Below are 19,386 nucleotides of genomic sequence, written 5' to 3'. Positions count from 1 at the left end.
AATGCGCAACGATACCCGTCAGCAATTCGAGAAGTACACCAGCCAACTGGCGAGCCTGAATGCCGTCAGCTCGGCCATGGTGCAATTCAGTGTCGAGCCCAGCATCCAGCAAAAGCTGGAAACCAAAATGCAGGAGTCCGTCGACTTCCTCGGCATGATAAACATCGTGCCGGTGGATGAACTCAAGGGGGAAAAGGTCGGCATCGGCATCAATGGCACCATCGCCTCTCGCACTGATACCAGTGGCGGCAAGGCCCGCGTCCCGTTCGACCCGACCGGACTGCAAAACACCAAATACGAATGCGAAAAGACCAACTACGACACCAGCATCGGTTACGCCAAGCTTGATGCCTGGGCCAAGTTCAAAGACTTCCAGATCCGCATTCGCGATGCCATCGTCAAGCGCCAGGGCCTGGACCGCATCATGATCGGCTGGAACGGCAAACTTGCCGCGAAAGACACCGATCGCGTCCAGTTCCCCATGCTGCAGGATGTCAACATCGGCTGGATTGAGCACACCCGCAATGATGCTCCCGCCCAGGTGATGAGCGAAGGGGATGCGGGCACCGGTCATATCTACATCTACCAGCCCAAGAGTGAAGCCGACACCAAAGAGGGTGATTACGGCAACCTCGACGCCCTGGTGTTCGATCTGGTCAACAGCAAGATCAAACCCTGGTACCAGGACGACACCGATCTGGTGGTGATCTGCGGTCGCAAACTGCTGGCCGACAAATACTTCCCCATCCTCAACGAGACCCGAGACAACCAGAACAAGCTGGCCGGTCAGGTGCTGGTGAGCCAGAAGCAGATTGGCGGCCTGCTGGCGATCCGCGTTCCCTTCGTCCCGGAAGACACCCTGATCGTCACCCGCCTCGACAACCTCTCCATCTACTGGCAGCTCGGCGGCCGCCGTCGCCACCTGGAAGAGCAGCCGAGCCTCGACCGCATCGTCAACTGGGAATCCTCCAACGATGCCTACGTGGTCGAGGATTACGACTGCATCGCCGTCGCAGAAAACATCACGCTGGGCGCCAAACCTGCGCCTGCAGGCGGTTAAGGAGCCACGATGACACCTGCACAACGACACACCGCCCGCATCATGGCCGCCCTGCAAGGGGCGGCCAACCCCGAGCAGGATCGCGCCGCCGCCAACCAGTACGAACTCCAGCTGATGCAGCTGGCCGAGCACCGCCGCACCCTCAAGGGTATCCAGAGCCTCGAGCGCAAGATTGACGCCAAACGCACCATGCTGGCCACCTACACACCGTGGATTGATGGCCTGCTGGCCGCCGATCGCGGTGGTCAGGATGACGTCATGGTGACCGTGATGCTGTGGCACCTCGACACCGGCGATCTGGCAGGAGCCCTGCCGATGGCTGATTACGTGATCCGCCACGGCCTCAATACCCCTGACCAGTACGAACGCACCGCGCCCACCCTCATCGCCGAAGAGGTGGCCGACACCGCCATCAAGCTGCAAGAGGCGGGCAATGGCCCGTCCCTGCCATTGCTCAGCAGCTACATGAACATGCTGGCTGACTGCGACATCTTCGACCAGGTGCGCGCCAAGTTGCACAAGGCGGTGGGGCGCGCCTGTTATGCCGAAGGGCTCAAGGAGCAAGCGGCCGACCACTACCGCCGCGCCATCGAACTGCACGACAAGGTGGGCATCAAGCGAGAGCTGGAAGATCTGGTGCGCGAGATCAAAAAGGAGAAAGCCGCCGCCGGCCAGCCCGCCAACGAACCGGCACCGCAGCCAGACGCTGAGCCCCAATCCGAATCACAGCCACCCGAACAGCCTGACCCCGCCCCCGGCGAGGCCAGCTAACCGAGCGAACCCCGCACCCTGGGCGGCTCGGGCCTGACGAATGCCAGCGGCATACCAGACGGCCCGACCACCGCCCAATATGCGGCGCCACCTCAAATCAGGAGCACCATGAGCACCGGATTTTTAGCCACCAACCCGACCCCGGCCGCCACAGAAGAGGGCGACATCACCAGCGCCCCCTTCTGGCCGGCCATCTCGCTCTGCGCGCTGCGCGACACCGTCCGGCTCGATGGCACCGTCACCACCGCCCGCCTCACCCATGCGGTGATCGACGCCATCACCAGCGTCAACCGGGATCTGGCCCAGTGGCGCAGCGCCAGAGAAAGTGAAGGCCACGCCACCCTGGCCACAGTCCCCGCCGAGCCCATCAATGGCGAATCGGTACATCTGCACAGCTACCGACGCGCTGTCTACGCCATGACCCGCGCCAATCTGCTGGAGCGTTATACCGACTACAGCGCCACCGGTGACGGCATCAAAGGGGCCGATGCCAAAGAGATAAGTTCGGATGACCTCTACCGCGATGCCCGCTTTGCCATCCGCGACATCATCGGCACCACCCACACCACAGTGGAGCTCATCTGATGAAACTGCGCAGCCTGCAGGGCGACACCCTCGATCTCATCCTGTTTCGTCACTACGGCTACACCGCAGGCATCACCGAGCAGGTGCTCAACCTCAACCCCGGTCTGGCAGCACTCGGCCCCATCCTGCCAACCGGCACCCTCATCAACATGCCAGCGGCCCCCACTCAGGCCGAACAGCCGCTGATCCAGCTATGGGACTGACTGTCATGCGACAAAAGAGAATTCCGACATGAGCCGCCTCGACGACGAACTCGAACGACTGGCCAACATCAGCGAGCAGCAACTGGCTGCCCGCATCCATGCCGCCCGCATTGCGGGCACTGGCCCCCACTACTGCATCGACTGCGACGACCCGATCCCGCAAGAGCGCCGCGAGGCGATCCGGGGCTGCGAACGCTGCGCCGACTGCCAGACCATCCACGAATTCCAACTCGCCCGCCACTGCGGCAGCAAACGATAGGAGAGCACGATGCCAGAACCGATTTCCTCCAGCGCCGCAACCAGCACCCTGAGCGCCTTGGCGTTGCTGTCCCTCTTCCCGGGCGTAGACCCCGGCGTCCTGCTCGGTGCATTCGCCGGGGCGCTGGTGTTCATCGCCACCACCGCCGAGCTGGGCAACCTGCGCAAAGCGGGCCTGTTCGTTGCCGCCTTCGTGGCGGGGGCACTGGCGGCGCCGCTGGTTGCCGCCATGCTGGCCAGCGTGCTGCCGCTCAGCGTCGAGGTCCCCAGGGCTGTCGGCGCAATGCTCGCCTCGGCGCTGGCCGTCCACCTGTTGCAGTGGATCCTGCGCAAAACGCCGGAAGACCTGCTCAAACTCCGCAAAGGGGGCTGATATGCACCAACAGGACAGTAAAGCCTTCTACGGGGTCTTGTGGCTTGTGGGACTCCTGAAAGTTGTTGAGAAATCAGCGTGGCAATGGGCTGCAGTCTGCTTGTTGTTGATGTTGGTTGAATTTGTGAGAGGCGCACCGTTCAACCCGCTGAACTCCTTCGTAACGTCGGTCGTTTGCGCATTGGCTTGCGCATTCGTAATTGAACTACCGCGAGTGGTAATCCGGTTCATCAAATGGGCTCGGCGTAAGCGCCAAGCCTGCAAAGGGGGCTGACATGCTGACCATCCTCTACGCCATGATCTGCACCGCGATCGCCATGCGCATCGCCACCTTCAACCGCAACGGGGGCGACTATCGCCCCCTGCCGGCACTGCTGGCATGGGTCATCACCGTCGCCGCCGGGTCCGTGCCGCTGCGCGTCCTGCTCGGAGTCATGCCAGCGCCAGACCCGGCCACGGTGCTGCTGGCAGCCGTCCTGCTCACCGCCCTGATCGGCTCTCGCGGATCCGTCATGCGCCTGCTGCCACGCCGTCGCCAGCAACCGACCTCCGCCAGCCACCTGAACGGGAGGTTTCAACCATGAGCCTGAAAAAAGGGGATACCGGCGCCGCCGTCGCCGATTTGCAGCGGCGCCTGACCAAAGCCGGTTATCCGCTCGATCCGGATGGCTGGTTTGGCGATGCCACAGAGCGAGCCCTGCTCGCCTTTCAGCGGGACCATATGATCACCGCCATCGGCCAGGCTGGCCCCCGCACCCTGGCCGCCCTGCTCGGCAGCGAGCAGGGCAACCAGTTGCGCATCGGCGACATGCAGGCTGGCGCTGACCTGCTGGGCATGCCGCTGGCCACCATGGCCACCGTCGCCCAGGTCGAGAGCATCGGCGAGGGGTTCACCACCGACATGCGCCCGGTGGTGCTGTTCGAGCGGCATGTGTTCTACAAGCAGCTCACCCAGCACCTGGGCAAGGCCGCCGCCGACCAGATGGCCGCCCATTACCCCAACCTGGTCAACCCCAAGCGCGGCGGCTATGCGGGCGGGGCGGCCGAGTGGGAGCGGCTGCAACTCGCCATCAGCCTGCACCGGGATGCCGCCATCGAGTCGGCCAGCTGGGGCATGTTCCAGATCATGGGCTACCACTGGCAGGCGCTGGGATTTGCTTCAGCCAGCGACTGGCAGGCCGCCATGCAGCGCAGCGAGGTAGACCACCTCACCGCCCTGTGCCGTTTCATCCAGCAAGACCAAGCCATGCACAAGGCGCTGCAGGGCCGTAAATGGGCCGACTTCGCCCGCCGCTACAACGGGCCGGCCTACAAGGACAACGACTACGACACCAAGCTGGCCAAGGCATACGACCACTTTGCCAAGGTCTACCCGGTGAAGGGGGTTGCGGATGTGGCTTAACCTGCTGCGCTCCCCCCTCACCTGGTTGCTGCTGGCGCTGGCCATCGCCTTGGCCGGCTGGGGCTGGTCGGCCACCTCGGCAGCGACCGCCAGGGGCAAGGTCGATACCCTGCAAACCGACCTCAAGGCCGCCAACGACAAGGCCAAAGAGGCTGAGCAACGGGAAAAGCTCAAAGACGGGGCCATTGACCACCTCACCGGCGAACTGACCGCGCAGGCAACCGCCGCCGCCACGCTGCAGCGCCAGCTTGGCGATCTGACCATCACGGCCGCCACCCGGGCCGACACCATCAAGAGGCTCAAACGTGAAAATGCCGAACTCAAGGAGTGGGCTGATCGCCCTCTGCCTGATCCTGTTGTCAGGCTGCTCAAGCGCCCCACCATCACCGGCGCCGCAGATTATCAGGCTCACCTGTCAGGGCCTGACCACCTGCCAGCTGCCGCCGGCCAGCCCGGCCAATAACGGCGATCTGCTCGACCAGCTGACCCAGACCGAGGCCGCCTGGGCCACCTGCGCCGCCCAGGTCGACAGCATCATCGCCTGCCAGCAACGGCACCAAAATGGGAGGGAAAATGGAAAAGCCAAAACAGATCCGTGAGGTACTGACCAGCTGCGTGCCGCACCTCAAGACCAACCCGGACAAGCTGCACATCTTCATCGCCCCGGGCAATGTCGAAAGCACCGGCGCCCGCTCGCTCTCGTTCGAGTGGCAATACCCGCTCACCATCGGCATCGAGGACTTTGCCGGCCACCCGGACCAGATCATGGTGCCGCTGCTGGCCTGGCTGCGCCAACACCAGCCCGAGCTGATGACCAACGACGAGCAGCGCAAGGAGGGCATCACCTTCGAGGCGGAATACCTCGCGAGCGACCTGATGGACCTCATCATCACCGTCAAGCTGACCGAGCGGGTCAGGGTGTGGCAAAACGAACAGGGGATTGGCTGGGAGCACCTGCCAGAGCCGCCAGAAGACCCTTACGACGGCATCACCTGGGAACTCTTTATCAACGGGGAGCCTCAGCCATGGCCGCCGACGACCTGAACCGCCTGACCCATTGGGCCGATGGCCTGCTTGCCAGCATGGAACCCGCCGCCCGCCGTCAGTTGGCGGGCGAGATGGCCCGCACCTTGCGCGCCAGCCAGGCCCAGCGGATCCGCACCAACCGCCAGCCTGATGGCAGCCCCATGGCCCCGCGCAAGCCACAACCCAAACTGAAGAAGGGCCGGGGGCGCCTTCGCCGCAAGATGTTCTTCAAGATAAGCAACCCCACCTGGCTCAAGGCCCGCGCCAGTGAACAGCAGGCCGTGGTCGAGTTTGTCGGCACCGCCAACCGGCTCGCCACCATCCACCAATACGGCCTCAAAGACCGCATCAAGGGCCGCGAGATCCGCTATCCGGCGCGAGAGCTGCTGGGCATCACCAACCAGGAGGTGGAAAAGTTGGAGGAGCTATTGCTGGCCCATTTAAGCACATGACATCACTTCAGCATGGCCTGTAGAATCAGGGACTTATACGACCCCACTAACAAATCAACTTAGGACGGTGGAATGAACAGGCAAGCTGCTTTGAGTCTACGGGAACAACGAAACCAACAACGCCTTAATCGTATGGAGCCAAAATTAATAGATAGTGACAATCCAAATCCAGCCATTCCGTTTTGGCAAAAAACACTGTTGTTTTTACCTGTTATTTACGCAGCCATTTATTTTATTGGTTTAACGTATCACATCGGTTACCTAAGTGAATTCAGTCTGAACCCGTATGAGTTTCAACAGCCTGCAGACCTTCTCTTAGTTAGGGGTGGATATTCATTATTTAGTTCTTCAGCGGTTAGCAATCCTATTATCCCTGCATTTTTCTTGGTATTTTCACTGCTAACGATCATTTTCTATTCTACTCTCTCGCCCAGAAGTGTGAAGACGACCAGCATAGATCTACCCCCCAAATACCGTCGAAACAAAAACATTCGGATGTTACTCGAGTTAACAGAGGAAAAGATAAATAAAACCAGATCGCGACTTAATAAGTTTTCACCAATCATCGAGCAGCTTATTGTTTTAAGTGTTTCAGTTTTCTGCTTTCTATTTATATTATCACTATCATTACAAAGTGGAATTACCGATGCCGCGCGACAAAAAAAGGAGCTTTACTTACCTAACTCTGCCAATATTATGGTCGTATCTTCATTGTTGAATGATGGCCCATATTTACGCGTTACTTGTAACTCGAGTCATTGTGCCTTTTGGAACAAAACCGGGACCCATCTCCTACGCCATGACCAAGTAAACCAGACTCTGCTACTCCCCCCTAAAAAGGCCAAGAAGCCCTGACAGCCCGGCACAGGGCCGCACCACTGTGGTGGCCCTGTGTTTACTCCCCCGCAAAACAGACGTCCCCTGCCCTGACCGAAATCGCTACCCTGCTGCTGGTGTTGTGTGCGGTCGGGCGGGTTTGTGTCGATTGGTGGTTGATTGGTTGCGGTTGGTTGCGCGATACTGCGCGGGCAACGGCAAAATCCGTTGCCGGGATTGGCGTCCCGACTTGAACTAAAGCGCACAACACGCGCCTGCGTGTTTTTTTGTGCGGCCCAGTAGTACCCGCAATCTCAGTTATGGCGGGCTGGGCAGGGGCCCTTCGGGGCGCCGGTTTCCTTTGGTTCGCCGGTACGCCAACCTTGTCCAGTTCGTCACCAGAGATTGGCGTCGATGGTGGCGATTAACCGAACCGGAGAATCACACCATGGGCAACATTACCAGCCTTACCCCTGCCGAGATTATCAGCCTGCACCAAGGCCAACCTGTCACCACCTCCCTGAAAGTGGCCGAGCTCTTTGGCAAGCGTCATGACGACGTGTTGAAGAAGATCCGTAACCTCGAATGCAGCTCAGATTTTCGTCTCCGCAATTTTGCGGAGACGTTCCAAACCGTCACCATGCCTAAAGGTGCATCGAAACAATCGCTGGTATGGGAGATGACCAAAGACGGTTTTATCTTTGTGGTGATGGGCTTCACCGGCGCCAAGGCCGCGGCGACCAAAGAGGCCTATATCAACGCCTTCAACTGGATGGCCGAACAGCTCGCCGTCCAGCGCTCACAACCAGAGATCAGCCTGACCGATGACGAACTCTGCACCCTGACCTGGTGCTGGCGCGCCGCCGACCGGATGATGGAAGCCGCCCGCAGCATCTATCCACTGCTCGAGGTCGCCGAACATCGCGACGCCGGCCGCTATTACTCCATCATCCACGAGTACCCTTACACCCTGAACCAGGCCCGCAAGATCCTGGCCGACCGCACCCGCCATATCCAACCCAACACCCACGGCGACAGTGACTGGCCCAAGCTGATCCCCCACCTGCGCCGCGAACCCAAAGCTATTGGTTGGAATTGAATAAAATCCATAAAAAAAAGGCTCTTACGAGCCTTTTTAGTCAAAGAATGGAGGAAGTGCTCCAACCAACTGGAGAATAATATCACGTTCAGAAAGCTGAATATTGCCAGCATTTCTCCACCGAATAGCAAACAAATGAGCTGAATTAGGATCAGGCTCACGATTCTCTTCATTCAAAAAGTGCTCAAATGCCTGCCTCAGAGTTTGTCGCTCTTGAGCGGCCCAATAAAGCTGATTATGGTCGGGACGGCGAGCCATTAATTTTCACTCCCTTAAGTGCTGATTTTTATGAAAATATCATGGAAACTTTATCATGATTGCCTTCCCTAGATAAGTTTCAAACAACAATATCCATCTTCTATGTGCCAGCGCCGTACACACTGGCCGTCCCTCGCCTTACTCGCCATTGCCCAAAACAATGGCCCCATGCAACTGACCCTGATCGAACTCCAACGCCAGCTCGACAACCTGATCCGCATCGGCACCATCACTGCCGTGCGATCCGGGGAATGTCGCGTCAAAACTGGCGACATCATCACCAACTGGCGGCCCTACATCACCGAACGGGCCGGGAATAACCGCACCCGCCATCGCCTCTCCATCGGCGAGCAGGTCATGTTGTTGTCAGTCAGTGGCGATCTGCGCAATGCGTACATCGTGGGCTCCCTCAACGCAGCCGCCGCAGACGAGCCACTGAGCGATGATGACAATCCAGACCTCGACCGCACCGAATACGCCGATGGCGCCGTCATCGAGTACAACCCGACAACCGGGTCGCTCACTGCCAGCGGCATCAAGACCGCCACCCTCTCGGCCTCAGTCACCGTCAAGCTCATCACCCCCCTGGTGGAATGCACCCAGGCACTCAAGGTCGGTTCGACCATCGAGGCGGGCGGCAAGATCACCGCCCCCAGCGCCAAGATTGGCGGCATCGAGGTGACCACCCACAAGCACGGCAACGTCAGTACCGGCAGCGGCACTTCCGGGGGCCCGCAATGAACTGGCTCGGCATGAATGCAGCCACCGGCCGCGCCATCAGCGCCACTGACCACATCATCCAGTCGGTGCGTGACATCCTGATCACCCCGGTGGGCTCTCGGGTGATGCGCCGCGACTACGGTAGCGAGCTCTTTTACCTCATCGACATGCCCCAGCATCAGGCCACCCGCCTGCGCCTGATGGCCGCCACCGTGCAGGCCCTTATCAACTGGGAACCCCGCATCACCATCACCCACGTCGATGTGCTGGGCGGCGGCATGGATGGCGCCCTCACCATCGAGATCACCTGGCAGCGCAAAGATGGCGGAGCGCCCGATTCAAAAACAGAAAGTGCCTCCATCACCATCCCTACAGGAGCAGCCAGTTGAGCACCATTACCCTCTCCCAACTGCCACAACCCGACGTGATCGAACTACTCGATTACGAGACCATCCTCGCCGAGCGCAAGGCGTACCTCATCAGCCTCTATCCGGCCGACCAGCAGCAAGCCATCACCGCCACCCTGGCGCTCGAATCCGAGCCCATCACCAAGCTGCTGCAGGAGAATGCTTATCGGGAGCTGATCTTGCGCCAGCGAATCAACGATGCCGCCGTGGCCAATATGCTGGCGTGGGCCAAGGGGAGCGACCTCGATAATCTGGTGGCTAACTGGAATGTGCAACGCCTCACCATCCGGCAAAGTGACCCGAGTGCAACTCCGCCGGTACCAGAAATCAAGGAAGATGACGAGGCGCTGATCCTGCGTGCCCTGATGGCATGGGATGGGCTGAGTGTCGCCGGTCCGACCGGGGCCTATGAGTATTTCGCCCTCTCGGCTGATGGCAAGGTGGCAGACGCCAAAGGTTCAAGCCCATCGGGAGCAGTGGCCATCGTCACCATCCTCAGCACAGAAGGGGACGGCACCGCTGACACGGCGTTGATCGCCAAGGTGGATCAGGCACTGAGCCACGAAGATAAGCGACCGGTGGCCGACCGGCTTACCGTACAAAGCGCCGGAATTATTCACTACACCATCAACGCTCGGTTGCACGTCAGCAGTCAGGGAGCTGAGGCGAATGTGATCCTGCAGGCCGCCCGCGATCGGCTCGCCGCCTTTATCAACCCGCGCCGCCGTATCGGGGTTGAAGTACCCCGTTCAGCTATCGATGCCGCCCTGCATGTGCAGGGGGTGACCAAGGTCGATCTGCCGGGATGGAGCGATATCACCCCGAGCCCAACCCAAGCTGCCTACTGCACCGCCTTCACCGTGGAGCTGGCCGTATGAATAACCTGTTGCCACCCAGCTCCACCCGCACCGAGCGCAATCTGGCTGCCATCGGTGACCAAGCGATGCAGTTACCGATCCCGTTTCGCTCACTCTGGTCACCCTGGACCTGCCCCACCCACCTGCTGCCCTATCTGGCCGCCAGCTGGAGCGTCGATCGCTGGGATGACAAGTGGCCAGAGGCTACCAAGCGCCAAGTGATCGCCAACAGCTACTTCGTCCATAGCCGCAAGGGCACCATCGGTGCAATCCGCCGGGTGGTGGAACCACTCGGCTATTTGATCCGGGTGCAGGAGTGGTGGCAAGAGACCCCGACCGCCACCCCGGGCACCTTCAAACTCGATATCGGAGTACTCGACACCGGCATCACCGAGGCGATGTATCAGGAGCTTGAACGGCTTATCGCCGACGCCAAACCCATGACCCGCCATCTGACGGGGCTGGCCATCAGCATGGAAACCCGTGGCCCGCTCTATCTGGGGGCAGCCTGCTACCTGGGCGACGAGCTGACCATCTACCCCTACAGCCCCGAGGCCATCGAGATCCTTGGCCAGCAGTGGCACGGCGGCGCCCTGCACACCCTCGACACCCTGACCATTCACCCGCAACAGACAGGAGGTGCCCATTAATGAGTGCCATCTATTTCGCCATCCCCACCCATGCGGGACAGGCCAAAATCGCCAACGCCATCGCGCTGGGCGTACCGCTCAAAATCACCCAGATGGCGGTGGGCGATGGTAACGGCCAGCCAGTCACCCCCAACCCGGCACAGACCGCACTGGTGCGGGAGCAACGCCGCGCGCCCCTTAATACCCTGTTTCAAGACCCGCTCAACCCAGCGCAACTGGTGGCCGAGCAGATCATCCCCGAGAACGTTGGCGGGTGGTGGATCCGCGAGGTTGGTCTCTATGACGAAACGGGCACGCTGATCGCCATTGCTAACAGCCCGGACACCTACAAGCCCCAGTTATCGGAAGGGTCTGGCCGTACCCAGACCATCCGCATGGTGCTGATCGTAAGCGACACCAGCGCGGTCGAGCTCAAAATTGACCCGTCCGTGGTGCTGGCCACCCGCAAATATGTTGATGATGTAATGAAGGCGCACAAGGAGAGCCGCGATCACCCTGATGCCAGCGAAGCCGCAAAAGGCTTTGTACAACTGGCTACAGAGCAAGAAGTAAACAAACCGGACGAGGCGAAACGCTCCAATAAGGTCATCACGGTAGAGATGCTCTGGAAATGGTTACGTCAGGCATCAGAAACCATGGCCGGTTTTATCAGGCTCGCTACCCAAGAAGAGATCGATTCTAGAGCACAAGTATCGGCCGCAGTCAGGCCGAATCAGCTGCGTGAACTGGCCGTTGGGCAGCGCTGGACGGATATGCTGTTATCGAGAGCAATGAACACGGTTTACACCAACTCTACGGGCAAGCCGATCGCACTATCAGTTTCTGTGCAAGCGACGGGGGTAGGTGCCTCTATCCTGATCTCGATAGATGGCGTGGCTATCTCACGAGGAACATACAACTATAACGGCAACGCCAGCACATCCAATTCGGCCATCATCCCTGCTGACTCCACGTATTCAGTGGCCCTGAGCGCTGGCACTGGATCAATTTCTGTATGGTATGAGCTGAGGTAACCGATGAAGTATTTCAAAGACAAACATGGGACCGTCTTCTCATTTGATGGCGATGGTACACAAGACCACTTGATATCGAGTGATTTGACCGCGATGTCACAGCAAGAAATTGCTGAGCATATTGCCCCACCATCCCCAACCAGAGCAGATATTGAAGCGCTTCGCCAAATATCCTATGCAGATCCCCTCACCGGGTCGGACCGTTATTTCGCAGAGGCAACGCGAGCAGAAGCAATGGGTGAGCCCGCTGATGAAGTGACCAGACTGAAAGATGCAGGAGTGGCTAGAGCACGAGAGATAGCAGATATGTACCCGTGGCCTGCCTGACCTAGCATGAAACCAACACCCCGCCCAGTGCGGGGTGTTTCGTTACTGCCGCACATCAATCCATTGTCACCGCCCATCCAGTGTATCCACGCCAGATACACTGGCCGCCGCTCGCCTGCGATCCCCTGCCCCTGCATGCTGACCCTGTTCACATCACCTGCATTACCTACGCAAAGAATGCTCCGTCCGGACAACAGGAGAACCTATGGCACTGGACCAATTCCACCACGGCGTGCGCGTCGTCGAAGCGACCGACGGTACCCGTACCATCCGCACCGTCGCCACGGCGGTGATCGGCATGGTCTGCACCAGCGAAGACGCCGACGCCACCTACTTCCCCCTCGACAAGCCTGTGCTGATCGCCAACCTGCCAGCGGCCATCGCCAAAGCAGGCAGCGAGGGGAACCTGAAGCGCTCGCTGCAAACCATCTATGACACCGTCAACACCATCGTTATCGCCGTGCGCGTAGCCAAGGGGGCTGACGCGGCGGCCCTCACCAGCAACATCATCGGCACCATCAAGCCCGATGGTAGCTATACCGGCCTCAAGGCGCTGGAACGGGCCACCCCGGCCACCGGCGTCAAGCCGCGCATCCTCTGCGTGCCGGACAACTGCACCCTGCCGGTGTCCACTGCGCTGGCGGGCATGGCCAAGAAACTGCGCGCCTTTGCCTACGTGCCGACCATCGCCGAGACCGTTGAAGCCGCGCTGGCCTACCGTGAAAATTTCTCCAGCCGTGAGCTGATGCTGGTACATGCCGACTGGACGGCGTGGGACGTTGCCACCAATGCCAGCATCAAGCTTGATGCCTGCCTCAAGGCCGCAGCCATGAGGGCGCTCATCGACAAAGAGATTGGCTGGCACAAGACCCTGTCGAACGTCGGTGTGACCGGGGTCGATGGCATCACCAAAAACCTGTTCTGGGATCTGCAAGACCCCGACACCGAGGTCGGCCTGCTCAACGCCAACGAAGTCACCGCCCTGATCCGCTCTGACGGCTTTCGCTACTGGGGCAACCGCACCTGCTCAGACGATCCCCTGTTCGCCTTCGAGAACTACACCCGCACCGCGCAGATCCTGGCTGACAGCATGGCAGAGGCCCACATGTGGGCCAACGACAAGCCGCTGCATCCTTCCCTGGTCAAAGACATCGTCGAAGGGATCAAGGCCAAGGGACGCGAGCTGGTGAACGGCGGGTACTTGCTCGGGTTTGACTGCTGGTACAACGAGGAGCTCAACGACAAGGACACCCTCAAGGCGGGCAAGCTGCGCATTGATTACAACTACACCCCGGTGCCACCGCTCGAAGATCTCGGTTTCATCCAGCGCATCACCGACCACTACCTGATCGACTTCGGCGCCCGCGTCGCGGCCGCAGCATAAGGAGCCCCCATGGCACTGCCACGCAAACTCAAACGCCTGAACATCTTTCTCAACGGCGAGAACTGGGTGGGTGAAGCGGAAGATTTCACCCCGGCCAAATTGACCCGCAAGTTTGAAGCCTATCGCGGCGGCGGCATGGGCGGCGCCGTCAACATAGACATGGGATTCGATGACAGCGCCCTCGATGTCTCGTTCACCTTCGGCGGCTATGGCGAGCCCCTGCTGCGCTGCATGGGGGAACCCAAGGCCGACGGCACCATGGTGCGATTTGCCGGCTCGGTGCAGGGCGACGACACCGCCGAGGTGGTACCCGTCGAGATCATCTGCCGTGGCCGCTTCAAAGAACTCGACCGCGGCACCCTCAAAGCCGGTGATAACTCCCAGGCCAAGGTCGGCATGCTCAACACCTACTACAAGGAGACCATCAACGGTCAGGTGATCCATGAAATCGACCTCATCAACATGATTGAGATCGGCCCCGATGGCGTCGACCGCATGGCCGAGCACCGCAAAGCCCTCGGCCTCTAACCCCTTCCCTCATCCAATGGGCGGTCCTTATCCAACCAATAAGTGCCGCCCTCACCACATCACCAGGAACCCAGACCATGGAAAACAAAACCGTTACCCTCGACCAAGCCATCCAGCGCGGCGACACCACCCTCACCGAGATCCAGCTGCGCAAGCCCAAGGCGGGCGAAATGCGCGGCCTCAATATGACCGATGTGGTGCAGATGGACGTCAACGCCCTCACCAAACTGCTGCCCCGCATCACCACCCCCATGTTGACCGAAGCCGAGATCGGCAACATGGATCCGGCTGACCTGATGCAACTGGGCAGCGAGGTAAGCGCTTTTTTGGTACCGAAGAGAATGGCCTACCTCATTGCGTAGACGAGGTGATGGCCGATCTGGCCATCATCGCCCACTGGCCGCCGTCCGAGATGGCCGTCATGGAGATCAGCGAGCTGATGGGCTGGCACCAACGCCTCGTTGAGACTCACAACCGCATCAACGGGGCAGAACAACAATGAACTCTCTCAAACTTCAAATCTTGCTTAACGGGATCGACAAGCTGACCGCCCCCCTCAAGGCAGCCAGCGGCCAGAGCCGCATCACCGCCAAAGACCTGGTCGACACGAAAAAGCGCATCAAGGAGCTGGAAGCCCAGAGCGGCCAGATTGATGGTTATCGCACCCTCGGCCAGCAGATTGGCGCAACCCGCGCCCAGCTGACCCAAGCCCAGCGCAACGCCCAACAGATGGCCCAGCAGTTCGCCAAGGTCGAGCAACCGACCAAGGCCATGACCCGGGCTATGGAGCAAGCCAAGCAGAAGGTGCGCGACCTATCCCAGCAAGAGCGGGAAATGGTCGCCCGTCACGGCAGCCTGAAACGGGCCATGGGCGAGGCAGGCATCAACACCAAACAGCTGGGCCAGCATCAGCGCCAGCTCAAAAGCGACCTTGCCGCCGCCAACAGCCAGCTCGACCAGCAGCGGGCCAAGCTGGGCCAGCTGGCCGACCAGCAAAAGCGCCTCAACCAGATCAAAACCAACTACGACAAAACCATGTCGATGCGCGGCACTCTGGCGGGCTATGGCGCTGCGGGCATGGCCACCGGGGCCGCCGCCATCTACAAGGGCACCAATATCGCCGGCAAGGCGATGGGCTTTGATGTCGATATGTCCAAGGTGCAGGCGATCACCCGGCTGAGCAAAGAGAGCCGCGAACTGGCCGCCCTGCGGGCTCAGGCACGGGAGCTCGGCGCCAATACCGCCTTCACGGCGGGCGAAGCGGCGCAGGGTCAGGGCTTTCTGGCCATGGCCGGTTTCACCCCCAAGGCAATCCGTGACGCCATGCCAGGGGTACTCGATATCGCCAAGGCGGGCGGCGTCGAGATTGCTGCCGCCGCTGACATCGGGTCCAACATCCTGACCGGCTTCAAGCTGCCGGCCAACCAGATGACCCGCTTGGGGGATGTGATGGTCGGCACCTTCACCCGCGCCAACGTCGACTTGCAGATGCTGGGGGAAACCATGAAATACGTGGGGCCGGTGGCGGCAGGGCTCGGAGTCGACCTTGAAACTGCCTCCGCCATGGCGGGCAAGCTGGGGGATGCAGGGATTCAGGGCAGCATGGGCGGGACAGCCATCCGTGCCATTCTCGGCCGTTTGGCCTCCCCGCCCAAGGCGGCGAACGATGCGTTGGCTGCCCTCAACGTCAAGACCGCCGATGCGGCGGGCAACCTGCGCTCGCTGCCAGATATCCTGGACGAGCTCTACAAGAAAACCAGCAAGATGGGGGACGCCACCCGCTCGGGCTACTTCAAGGCCATCGCCGGCGAAGAGGCATTCGCCGCCCTGACCGTGCTGACCGAGCAGGCCGGTTCCGGCAAGCTGCAGGAGCTGATCGCCACCTTGAAGCAAACCCGGGGGGAAGCAGGCAAGGTCGCCAAGGTGATGGCTGATAACGCCATCGGTGACCTGGACAACCTTACATCCGCCTGGGACGATGTAGGCATCCAGATGATGGAGACCGAGAACGGCCCACTGCGTGGCATTATCCAGCGCGTCACCGAGATCATCCAGGTCAGTGGTGACTGGATGCGGGCCAACCCAGAGCTGACCTCGACCCTGACCCGTATCGCGGCGGTCACCGCCGTAACGGCTGCTGCTGGGGGATCGCTGCTGCTGATTGTGGCCGGTCTTCTGGGGCCGCTGGCCGCCATCAAAATGGGGCTTTCAACCCTGCTGGTTTATGGTGGGCCGCTGCTGACCTTCGTCAAGGCGCTGACCATGGGCATGGTCCGGCTCGGGATTGCCATGCTCACCACCCCGATCGGCTGGTTCATCATGGGGATTGTGGCAATCGCGGCCGGGGCCTACCTGCTCTATAAACATTGGGATGGGGTCACCAAGTGGTTCAGCGGCCTATGGGCCCAGTGCAAGGCCCCTGCTCTCGCCTTCTGGGAACTCCTGAAAGAGCTCTTCTCATGGACCCCCATCGGCATGCTGATCATGCACTGGAACGAGATCTGGGCCTTCTTCGATACCCTGCCAGCAGGGGCCGCGAACAAGGGTAAGGCCATCATCGACGGCCTGATTGGTGGCATCAGTGCCAAGTGGGAGAGCTTGAAGAACAAGATCAAAGCCCTCACCGACCTGCTGCCGGACTGGATGAAGGGGGGCGGCTCGGTCACCGCCAACGTCAATCCGTCCGGCTACCTCACCGGTAACTACAACACCCCGACCATGGCGGGCGGTTCGGGTTACGGCCCACGCATCGTCACCCCGGTGCGACCAGTGGCCCGAGGCAACAGCACCACCCAGATCCACGCCCCGATCAGTATCACCCAGCAGCCGGGACAATCAGCCACCGATGTGGCGCAAGAGGTGCGCCGCGAACTGGACCGACGCGAACGGCAGGCGGCTGCCAGTGGCCGTGCCTCCCTGACCGACCGCAACTAAGGAGCAACCACCATGATGATGACCCTGGGCTGGTTCGTGTTTATGCGCTCGACCGTGGCCCCGCAATCTCAACAAGACGAAAAATCATGGCGCCACCCGGGCAATAACCGGGTCGGCGCCCGCCCCTCATACCAGTACCTCGGGCCAGATGACGAGCTCAGTCACTTAAGCGGGGTGCTCTATCCAGAGCTCACCGGCGGCCCAGTCTCCCTCGATATGCTCAATAGCATGGGTGACAGCGGCCAAGCCTTCCCTTTAATCCAAGGGGATGGCGTGATGCGCGGCTCGTTCGTGATAGAGGGGATCAGCACCACCCGCAGCGAGTTCTTCCAGGATGGCTGCGCCAGAAAAATCGAGTTCAGCATCAAGCTCAAGCGGGTCGATGACAACGACAGCTCCCTCGGCAATACCCTGCTCGGCCGCACCGCGGGCAACCTGCTCGGTCGCTTGGGCGTTGGCAAGCTGCTGAACACCGTGGGCGGCAAACTCGGGGGGCTGCTCTGATGGGGGCATTCGACCAGTTCGGTACCCGCTTGGCTGAAAACCTTGGTATCACCAGCCAGCTGGATGCCCTGCGCCAGCAGCATCCGGCGCCCGCCTATCAGGTGCGGGTCGATGGTTCTGACATCTCCGACTCCCTGTGCCCGCGCCTGATGCACATGACCATCACCGATAACCGGGGCTTTTCGGCAGACACCATCGAGATCGCCCTCGATGACAGCGACGGCAAGCTGGCCATGCCGCGCCGTGGGGCAACCTTGCAAGCCAGCATCGGCTGGCAAGGCGGCGCCCTGGTCGATAAAGGCACCTTCAAAATTGACGAGGTGGAGCATGGCGGCGCGCCGGATGTGCTCACCATCAGAGGCAAATCGGCAGACCTGCGCGGGGGCATGAACAAACTGCGCGAGCGCAGCTGGCACTTCGAGACCATCGGCGCCATTGTCGAGCAGCTTGCCGCCCGCTATGGCCTGACCCCGAGCGTCGGTGAAGCCTTAAAGGGGATAGTGATCGACCACATCGACCAGACCAACGAGAGCGATCTGGCCTTTCTCACCCGCTTGGCCACCGAGCAGGATGCCATAGCCACCGTCAAATCTGGCCGTCTGATGTTCATCAAGGCAGGCAACGGCACCACCGCCAGTGGCAAGCCACTCCCTGCTATCACCATCACCCGCCAAGACGGCGATCAGCACCAGTTCTCGGTGGCAGACCGCGATGCCTACACCGGTGTCATCGCCTACTGGCAAGACAACAAGGCCGCCGAGAAAAAGAAAATCGAGGTGAAGCGCAAGCGAAAGACCAAACCGAAGGAGGAACGACCATTACCGCCTGGGGTGGTGGTCAACAAGAAGGAGAACGAGCTGCTGGTTGGTGACAGTGAGAACGTCAAGGAGCTGCGCCACGTTTACGCCAGCCAGAGCAACGCTATGCGGGCAGCCAGGGCTGAGTGGGAAAAGCTGCAGCGTGGCGTGGCCGAGTTCCAGATCACCCTGGCCAAAGGCCGACCAGAACTTTACCCGGAACAACCCACCAAGGTCAGGGGCTTCAAACCACAAATCGACGAGGCCGAATGGCTACTCACCCAGGTCGTTCACGACCTCACCGACCAGGGCTACACCAACCGCCTGCAACTCGAAGTGAAACTGGAAGCGCTGCCGGAGTGATGTCTGGATGCGAGAAGGGCCCCACAATGTGGGGCCCTTCTCATTCTGCCTGACAACGCACCGAGACATGGCCAGGGAAAGGCGCCGCATGAAGTGCGCCGTCAGGCAGAGCGGCATCATACAAGAAGACCGTGTCACTACCCATTACAAGAAGAGGTGAGCCACTCAAAAAAACGCTGTCGCCACTTTGTCGCCACTTAGGCAAAAGAAAAAGGCCACTATTTCTAGTGGCCTTCTGTAACTCTTTGATTTTAATGGTGCCCGAGGCCGGAATCGAACCGGCACGACGCGAACGTCGAGGGATTTTAAATCCCTTGTGTCTACCGATTTCACCACTCGGGCACCGCAATCGGTATCAAGCTCGCGTGGCGGGCTTGTCAATATGGAGGCACGTTCCGGAGTCGAACCGGACTAAACGGATTTGCAATCCGCTGCATAACCGCTTTGCTAACGCGCCATGCAAAAGAGAGTTGGCTCTCTATTGTCTGAATTTGGAGCGGGAAACGAGACTCGAACTCGCGACCCCGACCTTGGCAAGGTCGTGCTCTACCAACTGAGCTATTCCCGCATTGGTCTGGCTGACTGCCTGACTACGAGGA

At 60.4% G+C, this 19,386-nt stretch carries 28 protein-coding genes and 3 tRNA genes; 27 read left to right on the top strand and 4 right to left on the bottom strand.

Translation table 11 applies throughout. From position 1 onward, the window contains the following. Position 1 precedes the first annotated feature (1 nt). The 14 genes from I6L34_RS18925 to I6L34_RS21900 all read left to right on the top strand — a co-directional run bounded on the left by I6L34_RS18925 (position 2) and on the right by I6L34_RS21900 (position 8,045). Positions 2-1,060, top strand: a complete 1,059-nt coding sequence (locus I6L34_RS18925; protein WP_216955153.1) for a phage major capsid protein, P2 family — start codon at positions 2-4, stop codon at positions 1,058-1,060. A 9-nt stretch (positions 1,061-1,069) separates the two neighbouring features. Beyond that, positions 1,070-1,831 (top strand): phage terminase small subunit, encoded by a 762-nt coding sequence (gene gpM, locus I6L34_RS18920; protein WP_216955152.1) that lies wholly within the window; start codon positions 1,070-1,072, stop codon positions 1,829-1,831. 108 nt (positions 1,832-1,939) lie between these two features. After that, positions 1,940-2,416 carry a head completion/stabilization protein gene (locus I6L34_RS18915; protein ID WP_139746581.1) on the top strand — a complete coding sequence of 159 codons (477 nt, stop codon included), beginning with the start codon at positions 1,940-1,942 and terminating at the stop codon, positions 2,414-2,416. Then, complete coding sequence (locus tag I6L34_RS18910) at positions 2,416-2,619, top strand: tail protein X (RefSeq protein ID WP_216955151.1); 204 nt, start codon at positions 2,416-2,418, stop codon at positions 2,617-2,619. The genes I6L34_RS18915 and I6L34_RS18910 overlap by 1 nt, the downstream gene beginning before the upstream one ends. A gap of 28 nt (positions 2,620-2,647) precedes the next feature. Further along, on the top strand, positions 2,648-2,878 hold the full coding sequence (locus I6L34_RS18905) for a TraR/DksA C4-type zinc finger protein (RefSeq protein WP_019445413.1): 231 nt from the start codon (positions 2,648-2,650) through the stop codon (positions 2,876-2,878). A gap of 9 nt (positions 2,879-2,887) precedes the next feature. Further along, positions 2,888-3,250: a putative holin gene (locus I6L34_RS18900; RefSeq protein WP_041214915.1), complete on the top strand. Its 363-nt coding sequence runs from the start codon at positions 2,888-2,890 to the stop codon at positions 3,248-3,250. A 275-nt stretch (positions 3,251-3,525) separates the two neighbouring features. Continuing rightward, entirely contained in the window at positions 3,526-3,834 is a 309-nt protein-coding gene (locus I6L34_RS18895; protein ID WP_216955150.1) for a phage holin family protein, read from the top strand. Continuing rightward, complete coding sequence (locus tag I6L34_RS18890; RefSeq protein ID WP_216955149.1) at positions 3,831-4,652, top strand: N-acetylmuramidase family protein; 822 nt, start codon at positions 3,831-3,833, stop codon at positions 4,650-4,652. The genes I6L34_RS18895 and I6L34_RS18890 overlap by 4 nt, the downstream gene beginning before the upstream one ends. Then, positions 4,642-5,115 carry an Rz-like lysis system protein LysB gene (lysB, locus tag I6L34_RS21905; RefSeq protein WP_254202890.1) on the top strand — a complete coding sequence of 158 codons (474 nt, stop codon included), beginning with the start codon at positions 4,642-4,644 and terminating at the stop codon, positions 5,113-5,115. The genes I6L34_RS18890 and lysB overlap by 11 nt, the downstream gene beginning before the upstream one ends. Continuing rightward, entirely contained in the window at positions 5,009-5,251 is a 243-nt protein-coding gene (lysC, locus tag I6L34_RS18885; RefSeq protein ID WP_254202889.1) for an Rz1-like lysis system protein LysC, read from the top strand. Before lysB ends, lysC begins: the two co-directional genes overlap by 107 nt. Next, on the top strand, positions 5,226-5,696 hold the full coding sequence (locus I6L34_RS18880) for a phage tail protein (protein WP_216955147.1): 471 nt from the start codon (positions 5,226-5,228) through the stop codon (positions 5,694-5,696). Before lysC ends, I6L34_RS18880 begins: the two co-directional genes overlap by 26 nt. Next, on the top strand, positions 5,678-6,130 hold the full coding sequence (locus I6L34_RS18875) for a phage virion morphogenesis protein (protein ID WP_216955146.1): 453 nt from the start codon (positions 5,678-5,680) through the stop codon (positions 6,128-6,130). Before I6L34_RS18880 ends, I6L34_RS18875 begins: the two co-directional genes overlap by 19 nt. A gap of 72 nt (positions 6,131-6,202) precedes the next feature. Next, positions 6,203-6,985: a hypothetical protein gene (locus I6L34_RS18870; RefSeq protein ID WP_216955145.1), complete on the top strand. Its 783-nt coding sequence runs from the start codon at positions 6,203-6,205 to the stop codon at positions 6,983-6,985. Positions 6,986-7,394: 409 nt separating this feature from the next. Next, positions 7,395-8,045, top strand: coding sequence for a Rha family transcriptional regulator (locus I6L34_RS21900; protein WP_254202888.1), 651 nt, complete (start codon positions 7,395-7,397; stop codon positions 8,043-8,045). 36 nt (positions 8,046-8,081) lie between these two features. On the opposite strand, the gene I6L34_RS18860 is transcribed toward I6L34_RS21900, so the two are convergent. Beyond that, positions 8,082-8,303, bottom strand: a complete 222-nt coding sequence (locus tag I6L34_RS18860) for a hypothetical protein (RefSeq protein ID WP_216955144.1) — start codon at positions 8,301-8,303, stop codon at positions 8,082-8,084. A 168-nt stretch (positions 8,304-8,471) separates the two neighbouring features. Between I6L34_RS18860 and I6L34_RS18855 the strand changes: the two genes are divergently transcribed. The 13 genes from I6L34_RS18855 to I6L34_RS18795 all read left to right on the top strand — a co-directional run bounded on the left by I6L34_RS18855 (position 8,472) and on the right by I6L34_RS18795 (position 18,787). Next, positions 8,472-9,044, top strand: a complete 573-nt coding sequence (locus I6L34_RS18855) for a phage baseplate assembly protein V (protein ID WP_216955143.1) — start codon at positions 8,472-8,474, stop codon at positions 9,042-9,044. Beyond that, positions 9,041-9,412, top strand: a complete 372-nt coding sequence (locus I6L34_RS18850) for a GPW/gp25 family protein (protein ID WP_216955142.1) — start codon at positions 9,041-9,043, stop codon at positions 9,410-9,412. The genes I6L34_RS18855 and I6L34_RS18850 overlap by 4 nt, the downstream gene beginning before the upstream one ends. After that, the gene (locus tag I6L34_RS18845; protein ID WP_216955141.1) at positions 9,409-10,308 is read left to right on the top strand and encodes a baseplate J/gp47 family protein; all 900 of its coding nucleotides are present in this window, start codon (positions 9,409-9,411) and stop codon (positions 10,306-10,308) included. Before I6L34_RS18850 ends, I6L34_RS18845 begins: the two co-directional genes overlap by 4 nt. Further along, a complete protein-coding gene (locus I6L34_RS18840) occupies positions 10,305-10,937 on the top strand; it encodes a phage tail protein I (RefSeq protein ID WP_216955140.1) in 633 nt (210 codons plus the stop codon). The genes I6L34_RS18845 and I6L34_RS18840 overlap by 4 nt, the downstream gene beginning before the upstream one ends. Beyond that, positions 10,937-11,950: a phage tail protein gene (locus I6L34_RS18835; RefSeq protein WP_230848144.1), complete on the top strand. Its 1,014-nt coding sequence runs from the start codon at positions 10,937-10,939 to the stop codon at positions 11,948-11,950. The genes I6L34_RS18840 and I6L34_RS18835 overlap by 1 nt, the downstream gene beginning before the upstream one ends. 3 nt (positions 11,951-11,953) lie before the next feature. Then, on the top strand, positions 11,954-12,277 hold the full coding sequence (locus tag I6L34_RS18830; protein WP_058056108.1) for a hypothetical protein: 324 nt from the start codon (positions 11,954-11,956) through the stop codon (positions 12,275-12,277). Between the two features lie 211 nt (positions 12,278-12,488). Next, positions 12,489-13,661 carry a phage tail sheath protein gene (locus I6L34_RS18825; RefSeq protein WP_216956947.1) on the top strand — a complete coding sequence of 391 codons (1,173 nt, stop codon included), beginning with the start codon at positions 12,489-12,491 and terminating at the stop codon, positions 13,659-13,661. Between the two features lie 9 nt (positions 13,662-13,670). Beyond that, a complete protein-coding gene (locus I6L34_RS18820; RefSeq protein ID WP_216955139.1) occupies positions 13,671-14,189 on the top strand; it encodes a phage major tail tube protein in 519 nt (172 codons plus the stop codon). 77 nt (positions 14,190-14,266) lie between these two features. Then, on the top strand, positions 14,267-14,551 hold the full coding sequence (locus I6L34_RS18815) for a phage tail assembly protein (RefSeq protein ID WP_019445430.1): 285 nt from the start codon (positions 14,267-14,269) through the stop codon (positions 14,549-14,551). A gap of 8 nt (positions 14,552-14,559) precedes the next feature. After that, entirely contained in the window at positions 14,560-14,691 is a 132-nt protein-coding gene (locus I6L34_RS18810; RefSeq protein ID WP_041202707.1) for a GpE family phage tail protein, read from the top strand. Then, positions 14,688-17,123 carry a phage tail tape measure protein gene (locus I6L34_RS18805; RefSeq protein WP_216955138.1) on the top strand — a complete coding sequence of 812 codons (2,436 nt, stop codon included), beginning with the start codon at positions 14,688-14,690 and terminating at the stop codon, positions 17,121-17,123. The genes I6L34_RS18810 and I6L34_RS18805 overlap by 4 nt, the downstream gene beginning before the upstream one ends. Before the next feature lie 12 nt (positions 17,124-17,135). Beyond that, positions 17,136-17,627: a phage tail protein gene (locus tag I6L34_RS18800; protein WP_216955137.1), complete on the top strand. Its 492-nt coding sequence runs from the start codon at positions 17,136-17,138 to the stop codon at positions 17,625-17,627. Next, complete coding sequence (locus I6L34_RS18795) at positions 17,627-18,787, top strand: phage late control D family protein (RefSeq protein ID WP_216955136.1); 1,161 nt, start codon at positions 17,627-17,629, stop codon at positions 18,785-18,787. Before I6L34_RS18800 ends, I6L34_RS18795 begins: the two co-directional genes overlap by 1 nt. A gap of 255 nt (positions 18,788-19,042) precedes the next feature. Here the strand turns inward: I6L34_RS18795 and I6L34_RS18790 are convergent. The 3 genes from I6L34_RS18790 to I6L34_RS18780 all read right to left on the bottom strand — a co-directional run bounded on the left by I6L34_RS18790 (position 19,043) and on the right by I6L34_RS18780 (position 19,355). Next, a tRNA-Leu gene (locus I6L34_RS18790) sits at positions 19,043-19,129 on the bottom strand. Positions 19,130-19,170: 41 nt separating this feature from the next. Further along, positions 19,171-19,244, bottom strand: a tRNA-Cys gene (locus tag I6L34_RS18785). Between the two features lie 35 nt (positions 19,245-19,279). Continuing rightward, a tRNA-Gly gene (locus tag I6L34_RS18780) sits at positions 19,280-19,355 on the bottom strand. Between the last annotated feature and the right edge of the window lie 31 nt (positions 19,356-19,386).

Source organism: Aeromonas sp. FDAARGOS 1404 (assembly GCF_019047085.1).
In the GTDB taxonomy this organism is placed as follows: domain Bacteria; phylum Pseudomonadota; class Gammaproteobacteria; order Enterobacterales; family Aeromonadaceae; genus Aeromonas; species Aeromonas veronii.
This window is presented reverse-complemented; position numbering and strand designations above follow the sequence as displayed.